Here is a 14,897-nt window from a genome sequence, read left to right as displayed (position 1 = left end):
CCATCCATGGCGCCAACGGTCCTGCCCACCCACACCGCCCCACCTCTGACAGTTGGCCGGTGGCTGTTGGTGCCAGCTGCTTTTGGTGGGTGCCGACCGTTGGTCGGCACATCTGTCGGATATCGAGTGAATTCATCCACACATGGCGTGGATCTACTGGGACGTGCGGCTGTTGGTAGGTGTCGACCTTGGTCGACACATCTGTCAGACATCGATATCCGACCCCGTGCCGACCAACGGTCGGCACCCACCAAAGCAGAACGCCGTTCTGACAGATCGCGGAGAACTGTCGAAGGCGGGGTGGGTCCGGTTGAGGGGGCGTGAGCCGCATGGATGCGGCGACCGAGCTTACATGGACGTACTTGCAGCGTCCCCCTCAACCGGACCCGCCCCGCCAACCCACGGAAAGCCAGCTTCTGCTCTTGCTCTGGCCTCTGCAGGTGCAGGGCGCAGCCCTGCAAAAACCCTCAACCTCTCAGCCGTCGCCCTGGATGCCACCCGGGGCCTGCGAGGGATCCCGCCAGCGCCGCACCGTGCGCTGGAAGAACAGGTTGTTCGGCAGCTGCAGCACCGTGCCCTCGTGGCCGTTGCCCGTTTCCTGCAGCGTCGTGTAGATCAGGTTCACGTCGATCACCCGGCCCTTCAGCCCCGGCTTCTCGCCGTTCTCCAGCACCTCGATGTAGTCATGCAGGCGGAACGGACGGGTGGTGAAGATCAGCAGCGTGCAGAAAATGTTCGACAGCACGCTCCACGCCGCGAAGAACGCCACCGCGCCCACGGCGGCAAAACCGGTGAAGGCCGTCCACAGCACCGATGGCTTCGCGCCCAAGAGGCTGAGGATGTACAGCAGCGCACTGAAATAGACCACGAAACTGGTGATCCGACGCGCGCCCATCGCCATCTCCGGCGGCAACGTGTAGTGCTCGGCGAAACGGCGGATCAGGCGGCGGGCCAGTACCCGCAGCAGCCAGGCAACCACCAGCACCAGCACGATCTGCAGGGCGATGCCGATGTAGTTCAGCCACGGATGGCTCCAGGCGGGCAGGTGATCCTTCAGCGACAACATCATGGGGCGACAACACGTGGCGATAACGGCCCTTGATGTTACCCGGCGCGTGCCGGGGTTTCGACCGATCCTGGCCAGGCCACGCAGACCACCGCCTGCCGATGCTGATGCAGGCAGGCCTGGCTGTTGTCCGCGCGAAGCTGCAGCGACAGGTCCAGGGCCTGCAGCACGACGCAGGCGACGATCACCAGCAGGGCGGCGCAGGAGGAGCTGGACATGGCGGGACTCCGGGGATTTTCACCAAGGACCCTGCATGGATGCAGCCAGCATCGAAAAGGTTGCAATGGCGCCGCCTTCAATCGGCCTTAAACCTTTTCCAGGGTCGCCGCATCCAAGCGATATGCTCGACACCATCATGCCCGCGCTGCCTGCCACCACCGACGCCGACGCCGTCGACGAACCCGCCCTGGTGCGGGCCGCGGCGGCGGGCGACATGGGGGCCTACGAACAGCTCTACCGGCGCCATTCGCCGCGCGTGTTCGCGGTGTTGTGGCGCCTGTGCGGCGGCCAGCAGGCGCGCGCCGAGGATGCGCTGCAGGAAGCTTTCCTGCAGGCCTGGAAGGCGCTGCCGGGGTTCCGCTTCGAAAGCAGCCTGTCGACCTGGCTGCACCGGCTGGGCGTCAACGCAGCGCTGATGGAGCTGCGCGGCCGCGCCGCCGGGCCGGACCACGACAGCCTGGACGAGGTCGATGGCGGCCTGCAGGAGCTGGCCGTGCACGATCGCTGCGCCGGCACCGAGCGCGATCTGGAACGCGCGCTGGCGACGCTGCCACCACGGGCGCGTGCGGTGCTGGTGCTGCACGACATCGAAGGCTGGAAACACCAGGAAATCGCCGAACAGCTGCAGATGGCCGTCGGCAGTTCCAAGGCACAGTTGCACCGCGCGCGGAGCCTGCTGCGCGCGCGTCTGGGAGACATGACATGAGTACCCACGAAACCGACCACGACCACGACCCTGCGCTGCAGGCGCGGTTGCGGGCATTGCCCGGGCAGCGCATGCCGCCGGCCGATGGCTGGGCACGCCTGGCGGCGCAGTTGCCACCGCGCGAAGCGGCACCGGCAGCGGTGGAGCATCCCGGCAACGTCGTGGCCCTGCCGCGCCGTGCCCGCCCGCGCTGGTGGCTGCCGGCAGGTGCTGCGCTGGCCGCCGGCCTGGCAGTGTATGCGGTGGCCCCGTGGCGGCAGGCACCGGTGCAGGCACCTGCGCCATCGGTGCTGCAGCTGCAGGCTGCGGCGATGACCGAGCAGTACCAGCAGGCCGTGGCATCGCTGCCCGGTGCCCGCGCCGCGGAATGGCAGCCGGCCCTGCACGAACTGGATGAAAGTGCGGCACAGATCCGTGCTGCGCTGGCGCAGGATCCGCGCGCACCGCACCTGCTTGGACAGCTCAAGCGTACCTATACGCTGCGGCTCGAATTGACCCGGCAGGCGGCGCAGGCCGCCGCGGCCGGACTGACAACCTGAGGAGAGACCCCATGCGAACCCTTTTCCCGCTCTGCGCTGCCTTGCTGCTGCTGCCTGCCCTGGCCCTGGCCGATACACGCGTGGATGAGCGCCACACCCTGGCCAGCGGTGGCCGCATCGAGCTGAGCAACGTGGCCGGCAAGGTCACCGTGCGCGGCTGGGACCGCAACGAAGTGCAGCTGACCGGCAGCCTCGGCGATGGGCTGCAGCTGCGGCAGGAAAAGAGCGCCAACCGGGTGCGCTGGGAAGTGGAATACCCGCGGCGCCACACCAACGGCACGGCCACCCTGGTGTTGAATGTCCCGCGTGCCTCGGAACTGCTGCTGAGCACGGTCAGTGCCGACCAGGACATCAGCGGCATCGACGTGCGCCGGCTGCAGGCCGACACGGTCAGTGGCAACCTCAACGCCGCCGGGCGTAGTGGCGACAGCAAGCTCAACACGGTCAGCGGCAACGTCATCGCCAAGCTGCAGACGCCACGCCTGGACGTGAACACCGTCAGTGGCCGCATCGAGGCGGGTGGGGGCGTGTCAGGGGATATCGGCGCGCAGACGGTGTCCGGGCGGGTCGGCGTGGATGCCGGCCGCATCCAGCGCCTGGCGGTGGAGACGGTGTCCGGCGGCATCGATTTGTCTGCCTCGGGGCTGGCCCCGGGCGGTCGCATCAACGTCGAGTCGGTCAGTGCTTCGGTCAACCTGCGGTTGCCGGTCAAGGTCTCGGCCCAGCTGTCGGTGAACAGCTTCGCCGGCTCGATCAACAGTGATGCCGGCACCGTGGAGCGGCCGCGCTATGGGCCGGGCAGCAGTCTCGATACGAAGCTGGGTGGTGGCGATGGTGACATCCGCATCCAGTCGCATTCGGGCAGCGTGCGGGTCAGCCTGGACCGCTGAGCGCGGCCCGGCAGGCCGCGGCGGCAGCGCCGCCGCGGTCAGGGTGGGTCAGCTGGCTTTCTTCAGCGCCCAGGTGGTGCCAAGCACTTCGATCTTGCCACCGCTCTTGCGGAACGCGGCCAGATCGGACGCAATCGAATCGCTGCTGACCGTGGTGCTGGCGGCCGCGCCCTTGCGTTCGCTGCGGATGCTGTTGGTAGCCTTCGCGGGGGTCTTTGCCTTGCGGGGCATGGTTGCTCCTGTCAGGTGGAAGGGGAGGAAAGCGACCAGGCATCAGCCTGGCGCAGGTAATCCTGCCGCTCGCGGCGGCAGTCGTCGCCACCCATCGAAAACTGGCGGCAGATCGCCGGGCGCTGCGAATAGATCGTGCAGCGCAGGTGATAGGGATCGATCGCCGCGCACCAGCCCTCGTCATTGCGCGCCATCACGGCACGGCCGTGCCTGTCGCGCGAGGTATACTGGCGGGGCACGTCGTCGCCGGCCTGCAGCAGCACGGGCAACCGGCAACAGACCGCATCACAACGGCGGCAGTCGATGGGTGCAGGTGCTTCTTCAGGTTGTGCGGCCACAGGGGCCAGGCGGGTGCCCAAAGCGGGTCTCGATGGCGGCTCGGGTAGTACGCGGACCATGGACGAGCCAGAAGGCATGGCCGCAAGGCCCGCCAAGCGGGCCGGGCCCTACCCGGATACACACACCGGCGCAGCCGGCGGAAGGTAGAGCCCTATCAAGCCTACCGAGGGTAGCAAACTCCGCGTAACGTTTTGTTAATCCCGGCTGGCTGCCGCGAGCGCCAGGCCCTGGACCACGCCCAGCGAGGGCTCGCCATGGACCATGCGGGCGCCCGGGAAGGCCTCGGCCGCCGCCTGCCGCAGGTAGCCGGCGCGGGACATGCCGCCGGTCAGGAACACCGCATCCGGGTCGCCGCCGATATCGCTGCGGACCTGGGCCAGCAGCTCGCGGATCTGGGCCAGGTAGCCCGAGGCGGCGGTGGCCAGGCCTTCGGTGCTGCTGTCGGCATGCAGGTCGCGGGCGATGTAATCCAGGGTGCTGCGGTGGCTGGGGCTGCTGCTCAGGGCGATCTTGGCGCGTTCGACGTCGCGGTACAGGCGTGCGGTGTTGCCGGTGTCCTGCAGCGCCTGCAGGCGCGAACCCCACGGATCATCCACGTGGTCGTACTTGTGCTGGCGGAAGTCGCGCTGGCGGGTCATGTCCTGCACCGTGGCCGCTTCCACGTAGTGGTGGGCGGGCACGCGGGTGACGCCGCGGCCGAACAGCGGCATGTAGCTGGACAGGCTCAGTGACAGGTCGATATCGGTACCGCCGCGGGCGATACCCCAGGCGCGATGGATGCGCGGGGCGGCATCGCCACCCACTTCAGCGTGGGCGATGTCGGTGGTGCCGCCGCCGATGTCGACGATGACGGCCTGGTGCCGCTCGCGGCTTTCGGCGTGGTAATGCATGGCCGCCGCCGCTGGTTCTTCGAGGAAGTCGATCTGGTCGAAGCCGGCCTGGGTGGCGGCCTCGCGCAGGATGTCCAGCGCCTGGTCGTTGCCGGCGGCGCCGATCGAGCTGCGGAACTGCACCGGGCGCCCGAGCAGGGCCGCGCGCAGCGGCTGGCCGAGCTGGGCACTGGCGGTCAGGCGGATGTGTTCGAGGATGTGCGCGGCGATGCCGGTGATGGTCTGCCGCGCGCGCGGGTGCAGGTTGTAGCCGAGCATCGACTTCGGGCTCTGCACCAGGTTGCCTTCGTGCTCGTCGAAATAGGCTTCCAGGGCGTCATCGCCGTAGATGGCGTTCTGCAGCAGGTCGCTGGCGCTGCGTTCCTTGCCGGCGCGGGCTTCCATCCATTCGCGGCGCAGGGCGCGCAGGGCTTCGCGGCGCAGTGCCTGCGGGGTGCGTTCCTGGCCGGCGGCGCGCGCGGCACGGGCGGCGCTGTCGATCATCTGCTGCAGTTCGTGTTCCTGGCCGGCGTCGAGCTGGAAGTCGTCCGGGTCGGGCACCACGCCGGGGAAATACACGCTGGTACGGAACTGCTCTGCGTCACCGAAGCGGATCGGCAGCAGCTGTCCATCACGGACGATGGCGGCGGCGGAGTTGCTGGTACCGAAGTCGATGCCAAGGCGCATGGGGAGGTCCGGGGCGGGCGGGGGCCGCGCACTCTGCTGCAGATCGGGTCTTCCTGCAAGTTCCCCCTCTGCTTCGGATGGGTTCAACGCCTCCCTGGATCGCTCGGGCGGCGCGGGGAGGGGCGGACGGGACACGCGGTAAATACGTCCATGTAGCTCGTAGGCGCCGTACGTGGAGCCTACGGTCCCATCCGCCCCTCCCCACGCCGCCATGACAGTTCCCCTGCACTGCGGCAGCAGAAAGCAAAGCAGCAGCGCAGGCTTTTGATTCTTCCGGCCGCGGGCGCGGGAAACTGTCCGGAGGCGAGGGGCCATGCGGGGCAGGACCGTTGGCGCCATGGATGGCGCCATCGAGCCCCCATGGATGGGTTTACGGCGTGTCCTGCCCCGCATGGCCCCTCGCCTCAACGCCATGACACGGGGGCGCTGCACGCGGAAAAATGGAAGCACGGACCCGCCGGTTACAATGGCGGCCGTTGATTCATTTTGAGGTACTTGCTGATGTCGTCCGCTCCCGCCTGCCCGCAGTGCACCCTGGAAAACACCTATGCCGATGGCGCGCTGTGGATCTGCGCCGACTGCGGTTTCGAGTGGACCGCCGAGGAGGGCGCCGGCGCGGCCCTGGTCGTGCGTGACAGCAACGGCAACACCCTGCAGGCCGGCGACACCGTCACCGTCATCAAGGACCTGAAGGTCAAGGGCTCGTCCATCCCGCTCAAGCAGGGCACGGTCATCCGCAACATCCGCCTGGTCGAGGACGATGCCGAACACATCGAAGGCAACTCGGACAAGATCAAGGGCCTGGTGCTGAAGACCTGCTTCCTCAAGAAGGCCTGAGCCGCCCTCAGCGCCGCGCCTGCTGCGTGCGCAGGCGCGACAGGCCGTCCAGCTTGGCCTGGTAGCGCTGCTGGTTGCTGTTGCCGCCCAGCGCACGTGCCCGCGTCAGCTCGCGGTCGGCACGCGCCAACTGCCCACTGAGGAAATACGCGCGCGCCAGCCCGAAATGGAACTGGTGCGCGTTGTCGTACAGCTGCACCGCGCGCCGGTAATAGCGGATCGCCAGGGCCAGGTCGCCACTGCGCTCCGCGGCGGCACCGGCCATGTACTGGGCGAACGGATCATTGCGCTGCACAGCCTTCAGCCGCTGCTCCAGCGCCTGCGCCTGCGTGACCAGGCCCAGGCTGCGATAGAGCACGCTGGCGTTGACCAGTGCCGAATCCTCGCGGGCATCCAGCCGCAGCGCCTTTTCCAGCGAGGTGCGCGCGCCGGCGAGGTCGCCCTGGCGGCTGTCCAGCACGCCGAGGTTGTTCCAGGCGGGTGCAAAATCCGGCGCGCGGGCCAGTGCCGCGTTGAAGAAGTCGCGCGCGCCGGCCATGTCACCGGCGGTCATCCGCTCGGCGCCGCGGTTGTTGTAGAAGTGCGCCAGCGCCCGGTCCAGCGTGATCGCATGCGGGCCGCGGCGGTCATAGAGGATGTTGCGGTCCAGGTCGACGGTGCCGCTGCGCCCGTTCACCACCACGCCTACATTGACGTGGCCCACGCTGTAGACCACGCCTTGGTCCTGGTCCTGGTACCAGGACACGACGCGATCCACTTCCTGCACGCTTGCCTGGATGCCCGCCTCGCGCGCAAGCGTGGCAAACAGCAGGGTGAAGGCCAGGCAGTTGGCCTGCCGCTTCTGCCAGATTTCCGAAAGCGTGTAGGTCGCATTGGGGTCGTACTGCAGGTCCAGCGCCTGCGCTCCGAAGATCATCTCGGCCAGTGCCTGCAGGCGCTGCTCGCGTGAGCTGTGGTGGGCGATCACCCGTGCCTGCAGCATCTGCCGCAGGGGCGGGGGAATGGCCAGCACCTGTTCTGGGGGTGGCACGCTGGCCACGGCAACCGGCGCGGCCGGTGCCACATATGGCGCCGGTGGTGGCGGGTCCTGGGCCAGGGCGCTGGACGCACCGGTGGCAGCCAGCAGGAGGGCAAGGCAACAAGCGGCAAGACGGCGCATGGCAGTTCCCTGCAGCGGCGGGCAGCCCCGCCTTCCGGCAGTGTAGACCTGCGTGGGCAGGCCGGTATCGACCATTGGTCGGCGGCGCAGGTTCATCCACACCCGGTGTGGATCAGCCCGCGACAAAGCTGTGGACAACCCGTTGCCAGCATTGCCGCGCAGGCGATGTGAGCGCCTGGTGAAAAATTGTCCAGCTTGCCCGCAGCGGCTGCCGGCGGGATGATCCCTGCATGGACTTCGCCCCGATCCCGCTGGCACCGGCGCAGTGGCAGGCACTGCAGGATGCCTACGCCACGCCACCGCGCGCCTACCATCACTTCGGCCACGTGCGCGCGGTGCTGCAGCACTGCCAGGACGTTGCCGCCGGGCCCGGCTGGCAGCAACCGGCCGAGGTGTACCTGGCGGTGCTCTACCACGACGCCATCTACCAGGCGGGGCGCAAGGACAACGAAGCGCGTTCGGCCGAACTGGCCCGCCGGGCCATGGCCCAGGCGCCGGAGCTGGCCGGTGTGGATGCGGCACGGGTGGAGCAGTTGATCCTGCTGACCGCGCGCCACGGCGAACTGGGGCCGGAAGACGTGGATGCCGAGGCGGCGCTGTTCCTGGATTGCGACATGGCCATCCTGGCCGCGCCCGAGGCGGTGTTTTCCGCCTACGACCGCGGCGTGGCCGAGGAGTACCAGGGCGTGGTGCCGGGCTTCCTCTATCGCGCTGGCCGCCGCCGTTTCCTGCAGGGCCTGCTGCGCGCGCCGCGCATCTTCCTCAGCGATTTCTTCCACCAGCGCCTGGACGCGGCCGCGCGCGCCAACCTGCGGCGACAACTGGACGCCTGAGCGGGGCCGTTACACTGGGCGCCTGTCCGCAACGTCCTGCCTGCCCGTGACCGACCCCGTGCCCGCACCTGATCCCGATCCGCGCCCGCTGCCGCCGGAAGAGCCCGGCCCCAACGAGTGCTGCGGCAGCGGCTGCCCGCTGTGCGTGCTCGACCTGTATTCGGACGAGCTGCAGCGCTACCGCAAGGCGCTGTCCGAGTGGCAGGCGCGGCACCCGCAGGAGACACCGTGATGCGCGCGCGGCCGGCGGCGTTGCTGGCCATCGTTGCGCTGCTGCTGTTCATCGCCACTGCCGTGTGGACCCAGTTCGCGCGCGCTGACCTGGACTGGGTGCAGGCCACCCTCAGCCTGTACCTGCATGGCCCCTGGGGGCTGGCGCTGCGCAGTGCCTACTGCCTGCTGGCGCTGGCCATCGCCGTGCTGGGCATCGCGCTGTACCGGCACAGCACGGGACCGCGGCGCAGTGCCGCTGCACCGCTGCTGTTCACCGTGGCTGCGCTCGGCCTGGCCACCGTTTCCATCGGCGACAGCTGGTTGCCCTCAGCGATGCCACTGCTGGCGCCGCTGGTGCATGGCCTGGCGGCCAACACCGCGTTCCTGTGCGCCAGCGTCGGCATGCTGCTGCAGGCGTGGTACCTGCGCCGCGAACCGGGCTGGCAGCGCAGTGCGGCGCTGCTGTGGGGCTGGGCGTGGCTGGCGTTTGTCCTGCTGTGGCTGCACGTGTTGTGGCGGGCCGGGCCACCGCGTGGGCTGGGCCAGAAGACAGTGATCGTGGTGATTGCCGGCTGGCTGTTGTGGCTGGCGTTTGCCCTGTACCGCCGCGGCCAGCGCAGCGCATCCGACTGAATCCCCAACGGCCTGCACGGGTACGTGCCGTGCACGCGGTGGCGGCGTATCGTGTGCGCATTCCACCGGGGATGCGATATGAAGCGTGCAGGGCTGGGCAGGGCAATGGGTGTGGTGCTGGCGCTGGCTGCGTTGCCGGCCATGGCGGCGGCGAACGTGCAGCAGTTCAGCCATGGGCGCTTCGACCAGATACCGGTGCACATGCCTGCGGGAACACCGCAGCGGGTGGTGATCTGGTTCCATGAACCGACTGCCGGTGGCGATACCAGCCGATTGCCGATTGAAGCCCTGCGTGCCGACGGTGCCCTGGTGGCGGCGGTGGACATCAGCCACCTGCGTGGCGTGCTCAAGCGCGAAGGCAATCCGACCTGTTCGTTCGGTGCGGGTGACGTCGAGAATTTCTCGCGCTGGCTGCAGGCCTCGCTGCACCTGCCGGGCTACCACCTGCCGCTGGTCGGCGGTGATGGCGAAGGCGCGGAAATGGCCTATACGCTGGCTGCGCAGGCCGACACGCAGGTGTTTGCCGGGCTGCTGACCACGGGCTTCTGCCCCGACCACAGCCATGAGCGCATGGTCTGCGGCGATGGCGTGAAGCACAACCGGCTGCAGCCGACCGATCTGAATTTCCCGTGGCTGAGCGCGGCCGGCGGCAATGCCTGCAAGGCCGGCCAGGCCGGTGCGTTCGTGCAGCAGGTGGCGATGGCGCGTGAATTCAAGCGCACTGCCCGCGGTGATGCCTCGCCCGGCCTGGTGGCTGCGGCACGGGTGGTCGGCGCGCAGGCCGGAGTGAGCCTGGCACCGCCACCGGATGCATTGAAGGGACTGCCGGTGGTGGAAGTGCCGGCCAGCGGCAACGGCGATACCCTGGCCATCTTCGTGTCGGGCGACGGCGGCTGGGCGGGCCTGGACAAGAACGTTGCCTCGTCGCTGAGCGAGCATGGCGTGGCCGTGGTCGGCATCGATTCACTGCGCTACTTCTGGAGCGAGCGCACGCCCAAGGGCTTCGCCGCCGACCTGCAGAGCATCATCGCCCACTACAGGCAGCAATGGCGCCGCGACAAAGTGATGCTGGTTGGTTTCTCGCAGGGCGCCGATGTCCTGCCGGCCACCATCAACCAGCTCGACGCGGGCACCCGCGACGGCATCGAGCGCATCGCGCTGCTGTCGGTGGGGCGCAAGGCTGATTTTGAATTCCACGTCAGCAACTGGCTGGGCGGTGGCGGCGGCGGCCTGCCGATCGCACCGGAAGTGGCGAAGCTGCCTGCGGCCAAGACCCTGTGCGTGTACGGCAAGGATGACGAGGACGCGTTGTGCCCGGACCTGCCGGCCAACGATGGCGTGCAGAAGCTGAAGCTGCCGGGCGACCATCACTTCAACGGTGATTACGATCGTTTGGCTGAGGTGATCCTCAAGGGCGGCGCGTAGGCCGCACCCACCGGTAGCGCCGGGCCATGCCCGGCGAAACTTTCCATCAGCCGCGCCGCGGGTCCAACGAGATCAACCGCGTGGCATCCAGCAGTGCCGCCGGCAGGTGCATGCCACCCGGTGCGGCGAGGTAACGCGGGCGCCACTGCGGGTCGAACTTCGACTTGAAACGGCGCAGGCCACTGAAGCCATAGAAGCGTTCACCATGCCGCGCCAGCAGGCCGGCCAAGCGGTTCCAGCGGCCGGCCAGGCGGTGCTGGGCCAGCCCGGACAGCGGCGCCATGCCCAGCGAGAAGCGCGCATAGCCCTGCGCACGTCCCCACAGGAACAGTTCGATGAACAGGAAATCCATCGTGCCCTTCGGCGCTTCATTGACATGGCGCATCAGGTCCACCGACAGCTCGGCCCCGGCCGGCGCCTGCCACAGGTTGGCGAAGGCCACGATCTCACCTTCGGCCTCGACCAGCGCCACCGGGAAGCGCACCAGATAGCCGGGATCGAAACTGCCCAGCGAGAACCCCTTTTCGTCGCCGGCCTTGTCGTCCAGCCAGGCGTTGGAAATGGCGTGCAGGCGCGGCAGCAGTTCGGGAATCTCTTCCACCGGCGCCACCCGGAATGACAGGCCGCTGCGCTTGCCGCGGTTCCAGGCCTGGCGCAGGTCGGCGCGTTCGCGTCCTTCCAGGCCGAAGTCATGCAGCGGCACCATCGCCTCTTCGCCCAGCTTGACCAGGCCCAGGCCCAGGTCCAAATAGGTCTGCCAGTACGCTTCGCCCACCTGATAGAACACCGGGCGCAGGCCAAGCCGGTCGGCTTCCTCGCGGAAGCGCCAGATCAGCGCACGGGCCACCTCCGGCGGGCCGACCGGATCGCCCATCGCGATCAGCGAGCCACCATAGCGCTGCATCATCACGAAGCCCTGTTTCGCCTCGTCGCGCAGCACCGCCTTGTCGGCGGTCAGCACCAGGCAGGCCTGGGTGTCGGTGGCGCCGGCCAGCACCGGTGCCAGCGCCTGCAGGGTGGCATCGTCGGCAGCCGGCAACGGGGTGCGCGTGCTGTGCAGCAGGCGCGCCAGGCCGAACATCACCAGCGCGATGGCCACCACCAGCAACGCGCGCAGCGCACGCGGCGCGTTGCCCGACACCGCGAACTGCCACCACAGTTCGTTCTGGTATTCGACGTGGCTGTAGGTGAAGAACAGCAGCCAGGTCACCGCTACCAGGACTAGGCCGAGGTTGCGCAGCCACGGCCACGACCAGGCTTCATCCAGCAGCGCGCCCTGGCGGTAGAACTCGCGGCGCGCGGCCCACAGCGCCATCGCCACCAGCAGCGCCGATACGGCAATGAGCGGCTGGCCACCGCGCAGCCACAGCGGCAGCGGCGTGACCACGCATACCGCCATTGCCAGCATCCACGCGGCATGGCTGCGCCGGGCCAGGCCCTGGCCGATCAGCAGCAGGGCCACGCCGCCGAGGCTGCCGATCAGGTGCGAGGTTTCCAGGATGGGCAGCGAGGCGTTGAGGAGATGGCGGCGCGGTGTCGGCAGCGTGCCATCGATGACCAGCGCGGCACCGATGCTGAAGACGGCCAGGGCGATGATCTGCGGCAGCCATGGCCGCAGCGCGTGCCAGCCGGCGCGGGTGGCGCCGGCGCTGGCCTGCAGCGGCTGGCGCAGGGCTGGGGCAAGGGCGAGCAGGGTGGCCAGCAGCAGCGGCAGCACGTAGTAGGTGACGCGGTAGATCAGCGCGGCGGCCAGCACTGCGGCCGGTGCGACCTGCGGCAGCAGCTTCAGCAGGCTCCATTCGAACACGCCCAGGCCCGCCGGCACCGTGGACACCAGGCCGGCCAGCACGGCCACCAGATACAGGCCGACGAAGCCGGGCAGGCCGGTGGGCGTGGAGTCGGGCAGCAGCACGTAGAACGCGGCGCTGGCCAGCACCAGTTCGATGACGCTGAGCACGGTGACGCCGAGCATGGTGCGGCGGTCGGGCAGCCACAGGCCATGGCCGAAGATGCGGAACTGGCGGCCGTTGCGGCCGACCAGCAGCACGGTGGCGGCGTAGGCGAGCAGGGCGAGGATGCCGACCACGCGCACCGCCGCCGGGTCCAGCGGCAGGGCCAGCGCGGCCGCGGCCGGTTCCATGCACAGCGCCACGCCGATCAGCAGCCAGGCACCGAACACGAAGCCCAGCGTGCTCATCAGTACCACCTGGCCGATCTGCGCCAGGTCCAGGCCGGCGCTGCGGTAGCCGCGCAGGCGCACCGCGCCACCGGTCAATGCGGCAAAGCCCACGGTCTGGCCCAGGGTGTGGGCCAGGAACGCGGTGATGCCCACGCGCGCGGGGTGTACGCGGATGCCGCTGCGGCGCAGGCCGATGGCATCAAAGCCGATCAGGCAGGCGTAGCTGGCCAGGCCCAGCAGCACGGTCAGCGCGATCTGCGCGCCGGTCAGCTTGTGGAAGGCGTCGCGGATGGCGCGGTAGCCATGCTCGTCGAATTCGTTGGCGAGCCCGTGCAGGGCCAGCGCCAGGATCAGCAGCGGGATGACGATGGTCAGGACCCGCTTCCATGCCGGGGTATGGGAAGCGGTGGTGGAATCGGGGGCGTGGGTCATCGGCGCAAGGGTGCGTCAGCGGGGGCGAGGGTGGTGTCAACGTGAACGTGGCGCATCGTGCGCCTGTCGATGGCGTTTGACCAGCACCGGCACTGTGCGGCGATTGGCGGCAGCGAGCGGCCGCGCCGGGTACACACTTCCGGCCCCGGCTGGGTGAGAATGAAGGCCTGTCCACCCGCAGGAGCCACGCCCATGATGGAGCGTTACGACATCGGACCGCGCATGTCCGAGATGACCGTGCACAACAAGGTCGCCTACCTTTCCGGCCAGATTCCGGAAGACACCAGCCAGGACATCACCGGGCAGACCCGGCAGGTACTGGCGGAGATCGACAAGCTGCTGGCGCTGGTGGCCAGTGATCGCCAGCACGTGCTGCGCGCGGAAGTGTTCCTGGCCGACATTGCCGATTTCGACGGCATGAACAAGGCGTGGGACGAGTGGGTGGTTGAAGGTGCGACCCCGGCGCGTGCGACGTTTGAAGCGAAGCTGGCGCATGCGGAGTGGAAGGTGGAGATCGTGATCACGGCGGCCGTGCCGTAATTCCGTGAGCCGGGGTCTGATCCCTCTCCCGCGGAGAGGGCTCTGGCCCCGCTGCAGCTACTGCGAATGGATCCTGCTGGCGGCGTGTGCCGAGAGCGCGATGCACGCCTGCATCAGGCTTGCCATGAAGCGGTCGCCCACGTATTCGTCGGCGTCGTCATGACTGCGGCTGCGTTCGGCGGCAAGCACGACTTCCTGCACCACGCGCAGGCCGGCCAGAATACGGTCGGCTTCGGTCAGGCCCACGTGGCCGCCGGACAGGAAGCAGCCTTCCGGCCACAGGAATCCACCGGCGGGGGCACCTGCACTGATCTTCTGCAGCAGCGCCATCAACCTGGCGGGATCGCATTGGATCTCGTCCGCTGCATCGGTGGCGTCGCTGGCGCAGGCGCCGGATAGGTCCGAAGGGGTCATGGCACAGCTCCGTTCAGGGCAATCGGTTGCCGCCACGGCAAGGTGGCGGGCGGAACGTGGCTTGAAAACCGGCCACCTGCTCGGGTGGTCCGTTTCAGGACGTGTGCGGGAGTCTTGCATGCCGCTGCGCATGCGGCAGCGCGGTGTCGCATCTGTCGCAGTCCGGGGATCAATCTGCGAGGCGCGTCTTTTTCCTTGACGGCGTGGACCGCGCAGCAGGGGGCGATTGCGACGAGGGTTGAGACGCCCGCTACACCGGCACCAGATCGATGCAGTCCACCGGGCACGGCGGGATGCACAGCTCGCAGCCGGTGCACAGGTCGGCAATCACCGTGTGCATGTACTTGGCGCCGCCGACGATGGCATCCACCGGGCAGGCCTGGATGCACTTGGTGCAGCCGATGCAGTCGGCTTCGACGATCAGCGCGACCTGCGGCGCCTTGTGCGTGCCGCGCGTGCGGTCGAACGGCACGGCGGGCACGCCCAGCACCTGGGCCAGTGCGCGTGCGCCGGCATCACCGCCGGGCGGGCAGCGGTCCACGCCCACGTCGCCGCGCGCCATCGCCTGTGCATACGGGCGGCAGCCGTCATAGCCGCATTGCCCGCATTGGGTCTGCGGCAGCAAGCGGTCCAGGCGTTCGGTCAGGGGCGGGATCAGGCTCATGCGTGGCGAAGGCTGCGCGTTG

General features: G+C 68.8%; 18 protein-coding genes. 9 read left to right on the top strand and 9 right to left on the bottom strand.

The window, feature by feature from the left end; genetic code table 11:
* Positions 1-475: 475 nt before the first annotated feature.
* Together QMZ26_RS17460 and QMZ26_RS17455 are read right to left on the bottom strand one after the other, a co-directional pair.
* Positions 476-1,069 (bottom strand): mechanosensitive ion channel family protein, encoded by a 594-nt coding sequence (locus QMZ26_RS17460; protein WP_079222721.1) that lies wholly within the window; start codon positions 1,067-1,069, stop codon positions 476-478.
* A gap of 35 nt (positions 1,070-1,104) precedes the next feature.
* A complete protein-coding gene (locus QMZ26_RS17455) occupies positions 1,105-1,284 on the bottom strand; it encodes a hypothetical protein (protein WP_283222187.1) in 180 nt (59 codons plus the stop codon).
* Positions 1,285-1,406: 122 nt separating this feature from the next.
* On the opposite strand from QMZ26_RS17455, the gene QMZ26_RS17450 reads away from it, so the two are divergent.
* Genes QMZ26_RS17450 through QMZ26_RS17440 form a run of 3 tightly spaced genes read left to right on the top strand, consistent with a single transcriptional unit; the run spans position 1,407 to position 3,420 of the window.
* Entirely contained in the window at positions 1,407-1,991 is a 585-nt protein-coding gene (locus QMZ26_RS17450) for a sigma-70 family RNA polymerase sigma factor (RefSeq protein ID WP_283222186.1), read from the top strand.
* Positions 1,988-2,530 carry a hypothetical protein gene (locus tag QMZ26_RS17445; RefSeq protein ID WP_283222185.1) on the top strand — a complete coding sequence of 181 codons (543 nt, stop codon included), beginning with the start codon at positions 1,988-1,990 and terminating at the stop codon, positions 2,528-2,530. Before QMZ26_RS17450 ends, QMZ26_RS17445 begins: the two co-directional genes overlap by 4 nt.
* An 11-nt stretch (positions 2,531-2,541) precedes the next feature.
* Positions 2,542-3,420 carry a DUF4097 family beta strand repeat-containing protein gene (locus QMZ26_RS17440; protein WP_283222184.1) on the top strand — a complete coding sequence of 293 codons (879 nt, stop codon included), beginning with the start codon at positions 2,542-2,544 and terminating at the stop codon, positions 3,418-3,420.
* 48 nt (positions 3,421-3,468) lie between these two features.
* Here QMZ26_RS17440 and QMZ26_RS17435 read toward each other — a convergent pair whose 3' ends face one another.
* The 3 genes from QMZ26_RS17435 to QMZ26_RS17425 form a co-directional block, all read right to left on the bottom strand.
* Positions 3,469-3,651: a hypothetical protein gene (locus QMZ26_RS17435; protein ID WP_079222716.1), complete on the bottom strand. Its 183-nt coding sequence runs from the start codon at positions 3,649-3,651 to the stop codon at positions 3,469-3,471.
* An 11-nt stretch (positions 3,652-3,662) separates the two neighbouring features.
* Positions 3,663-3,956, bottom strand: a complete 294-nt coding sequence (locus tag QMZ26_RS17430; RefSeq protein ID WP_108747862.1) for a YkgJ family cysteine cluster protein — start codon at positions 3,954-3,956, stop codon at positions 3,663-3,665.
* A 228-nt stretch (positions 3,957-4,184) separates the two neighbouring features.
* Positions 4,185-5,546, bottom strand: a complete 1,362-nt coding sequence (locus tag QMZ26_RS17425) for an Hsp70 family protein (RefSeq protein WP_283222183.1) — start codon at positions 5,544-5,546, stop codon at positions 4,185-4,187.
* A gap of 501 nt (positions 5,547-6,047) precedes the next feature.
* On the opposite strand from QMZ26_RS17425, the gene QMZ26_RS17420 reads away from it, so the two are divergent.
* Positions 6,048-6,383 carry a zinc ribbon domain-containing protein YjdM gene (locus tag QMZ26_RS17420; RefSeq protein ID WP_108747861.1) on the top strand — a complete coding sequence of 112 codons (336 nt, stop codon included), beginning with the start codon at positions 6,048-6,050 and terminating at the stop codon, positions 6,381-6,383.
* Between the two features lie 7 nt (positions 6,384-6,390).
* On the opposite strand, the gene QMZ26_RS17415 is transcribed toward QMZ26_RS17420, so the two are convergent.
* Positions 6,391-7,542 carry a tetratricopeptide repeat protein gene (locus QMZ26_RS17415; RefSeq protein ID WP_283222182.1) on the bottom strand — a complete coding sequence of 384 codons (1,152 nt, stop codon included), beginning with the start codon at positions 7,540-7,542 and terminating at the stop codon, positions 6,391-6,393.
* Between the two features lie 230 nt (positions 7,543-7,772).
* On the opposite strand from QMZ26_RS17415, the gene QMZ26_RS17410 reads away from it, so the two are divergent.
* From QMZ26_RS17410 to QMZ26_RS17395, 4 genes are all read left to right on the top strand, one after another.
* The gene (locus QMZ26_RS17410) at positions 7,773-8,375 is read left to right on the top strand and encodes a hypothetical protein (RefSeq protein WP_283222181.1); all 603 of its coding nucleotides are present in this window, start codon (positions 7,773-7,775) and stop codon (positions 8,373-8,375) included.
* 58 nt (positions 8,376-8,433) lie between these two features.
* Complete coding sequence (locus QMZ26_RS17405) at positions 8,434-8,607, top strand: oxidoreductase-like domain-containing protein (RefSeq protein ID WP_174208733.1); 174 nt, start codon at positions 8,434-8,436, stop codon at positions 8,605-8,607.
* Entirely contained in the window at positions 8,604-9,221 is a 618-nt protein-coding gene (locus tag QMZ26_RS17400) for a DUF998 domain-containing protein (protein WP_283222180.1), read from the top strand. Before QMZ26_RS17405 ends, QMZ26_RS17400 begins: the two co-directional genes overlap by 4 nt.
* 78 nt (positions 9,222-9,299) lie before the next feature.
* A complete protein-coding gene (locus tag QMZ26_RS17395) occupies positions 9,300-10,646 on the top strand; it encodes an AcvB/VirJ family lysyl-phosphatidylglycerol hydrolase (RefSeq protein WP_283222179.1) in 1,347 nt (448 codons plus the stop codon).
* Between the two features lie 46 nt (positions 10,647-10,692).
* On the opposite strand, the gene mprF is transcribed toward QMZ26_RS17395, so the two are convergent.
* Positions 10,693-13,257, bottom strand: coding sequence for a bifunctional lysylphosphatidylglycerol flippase/synthetase MprF (gene mprF / locus QMZ26_RS17390; RefSeq protein ID WP_283222178.1), 2,565 nt, complete (start codon positions 13,255-13,257; stop codon positions 10,693-10,695).
* Between the two features lie 192 nt (positions 13,258-13,449).
* Here mprF and QMZ26_RS17385 point away from each other — a divergent pair, with 192 nt between their 5' ends.
* Positions 13,450-13,797 (top strand): RidA family protein, encoded by a 348-nt coding sequence (locus tag QMZ26_RS17385; RefSeq protein ID WP_079222708.1) that lies wholly within the window; start codon positions 13,450-13,452, stop codon positions 13,795-13,797.
* 57 nt (positions 13,798-13,854) lie between these two features.
* On the opposite strand, the gene QMZ26_RS17380 is transcribed toward QMZ26_RS17385, so the two are convergent.
* Both QMZ26_RS17380 and rnfB read right to left on the bottom strand, forming a co-directional pair.
* On the bottom strand, positions 13,855-14,211 hold the full coding sequence (locus QMZ26_RS17380; protein ID WP_283222177.1) for a hypothetical protein: 357 nt from the start codon (positions 14,209-14,211) through the stop codon (positions 13,855-13,857).
* 250 nt (positions 14,212-14,461) lie between these two features.
* A complete protein-coding gene (gene rnfB / locus QMZ26_RS17375) occupies positions 14,462-14,875 on the bottom strand; it encodes an Rnf electron transport complex subunit RnfB (RefSeq protein ID WP_079222707.1) in 414 nt (137 codons plus the stop codon).
* Positions 14,876-14,897 lie beyond the last annotated feature (22 nt).

The organism is Stenotrophomonas sp. PFBMAA-4 (assembly GCF_030053215.1).
Taxonomy (GTDB): Bacteria; Pseudomonadota; Gammaproteobacteria; order Xanthomonadales; family Xanthomonadaceae; genus Stenotrophomonas.
This window is presented reverse-complemented; position numbering and strand designations above follow the sequence as displayed.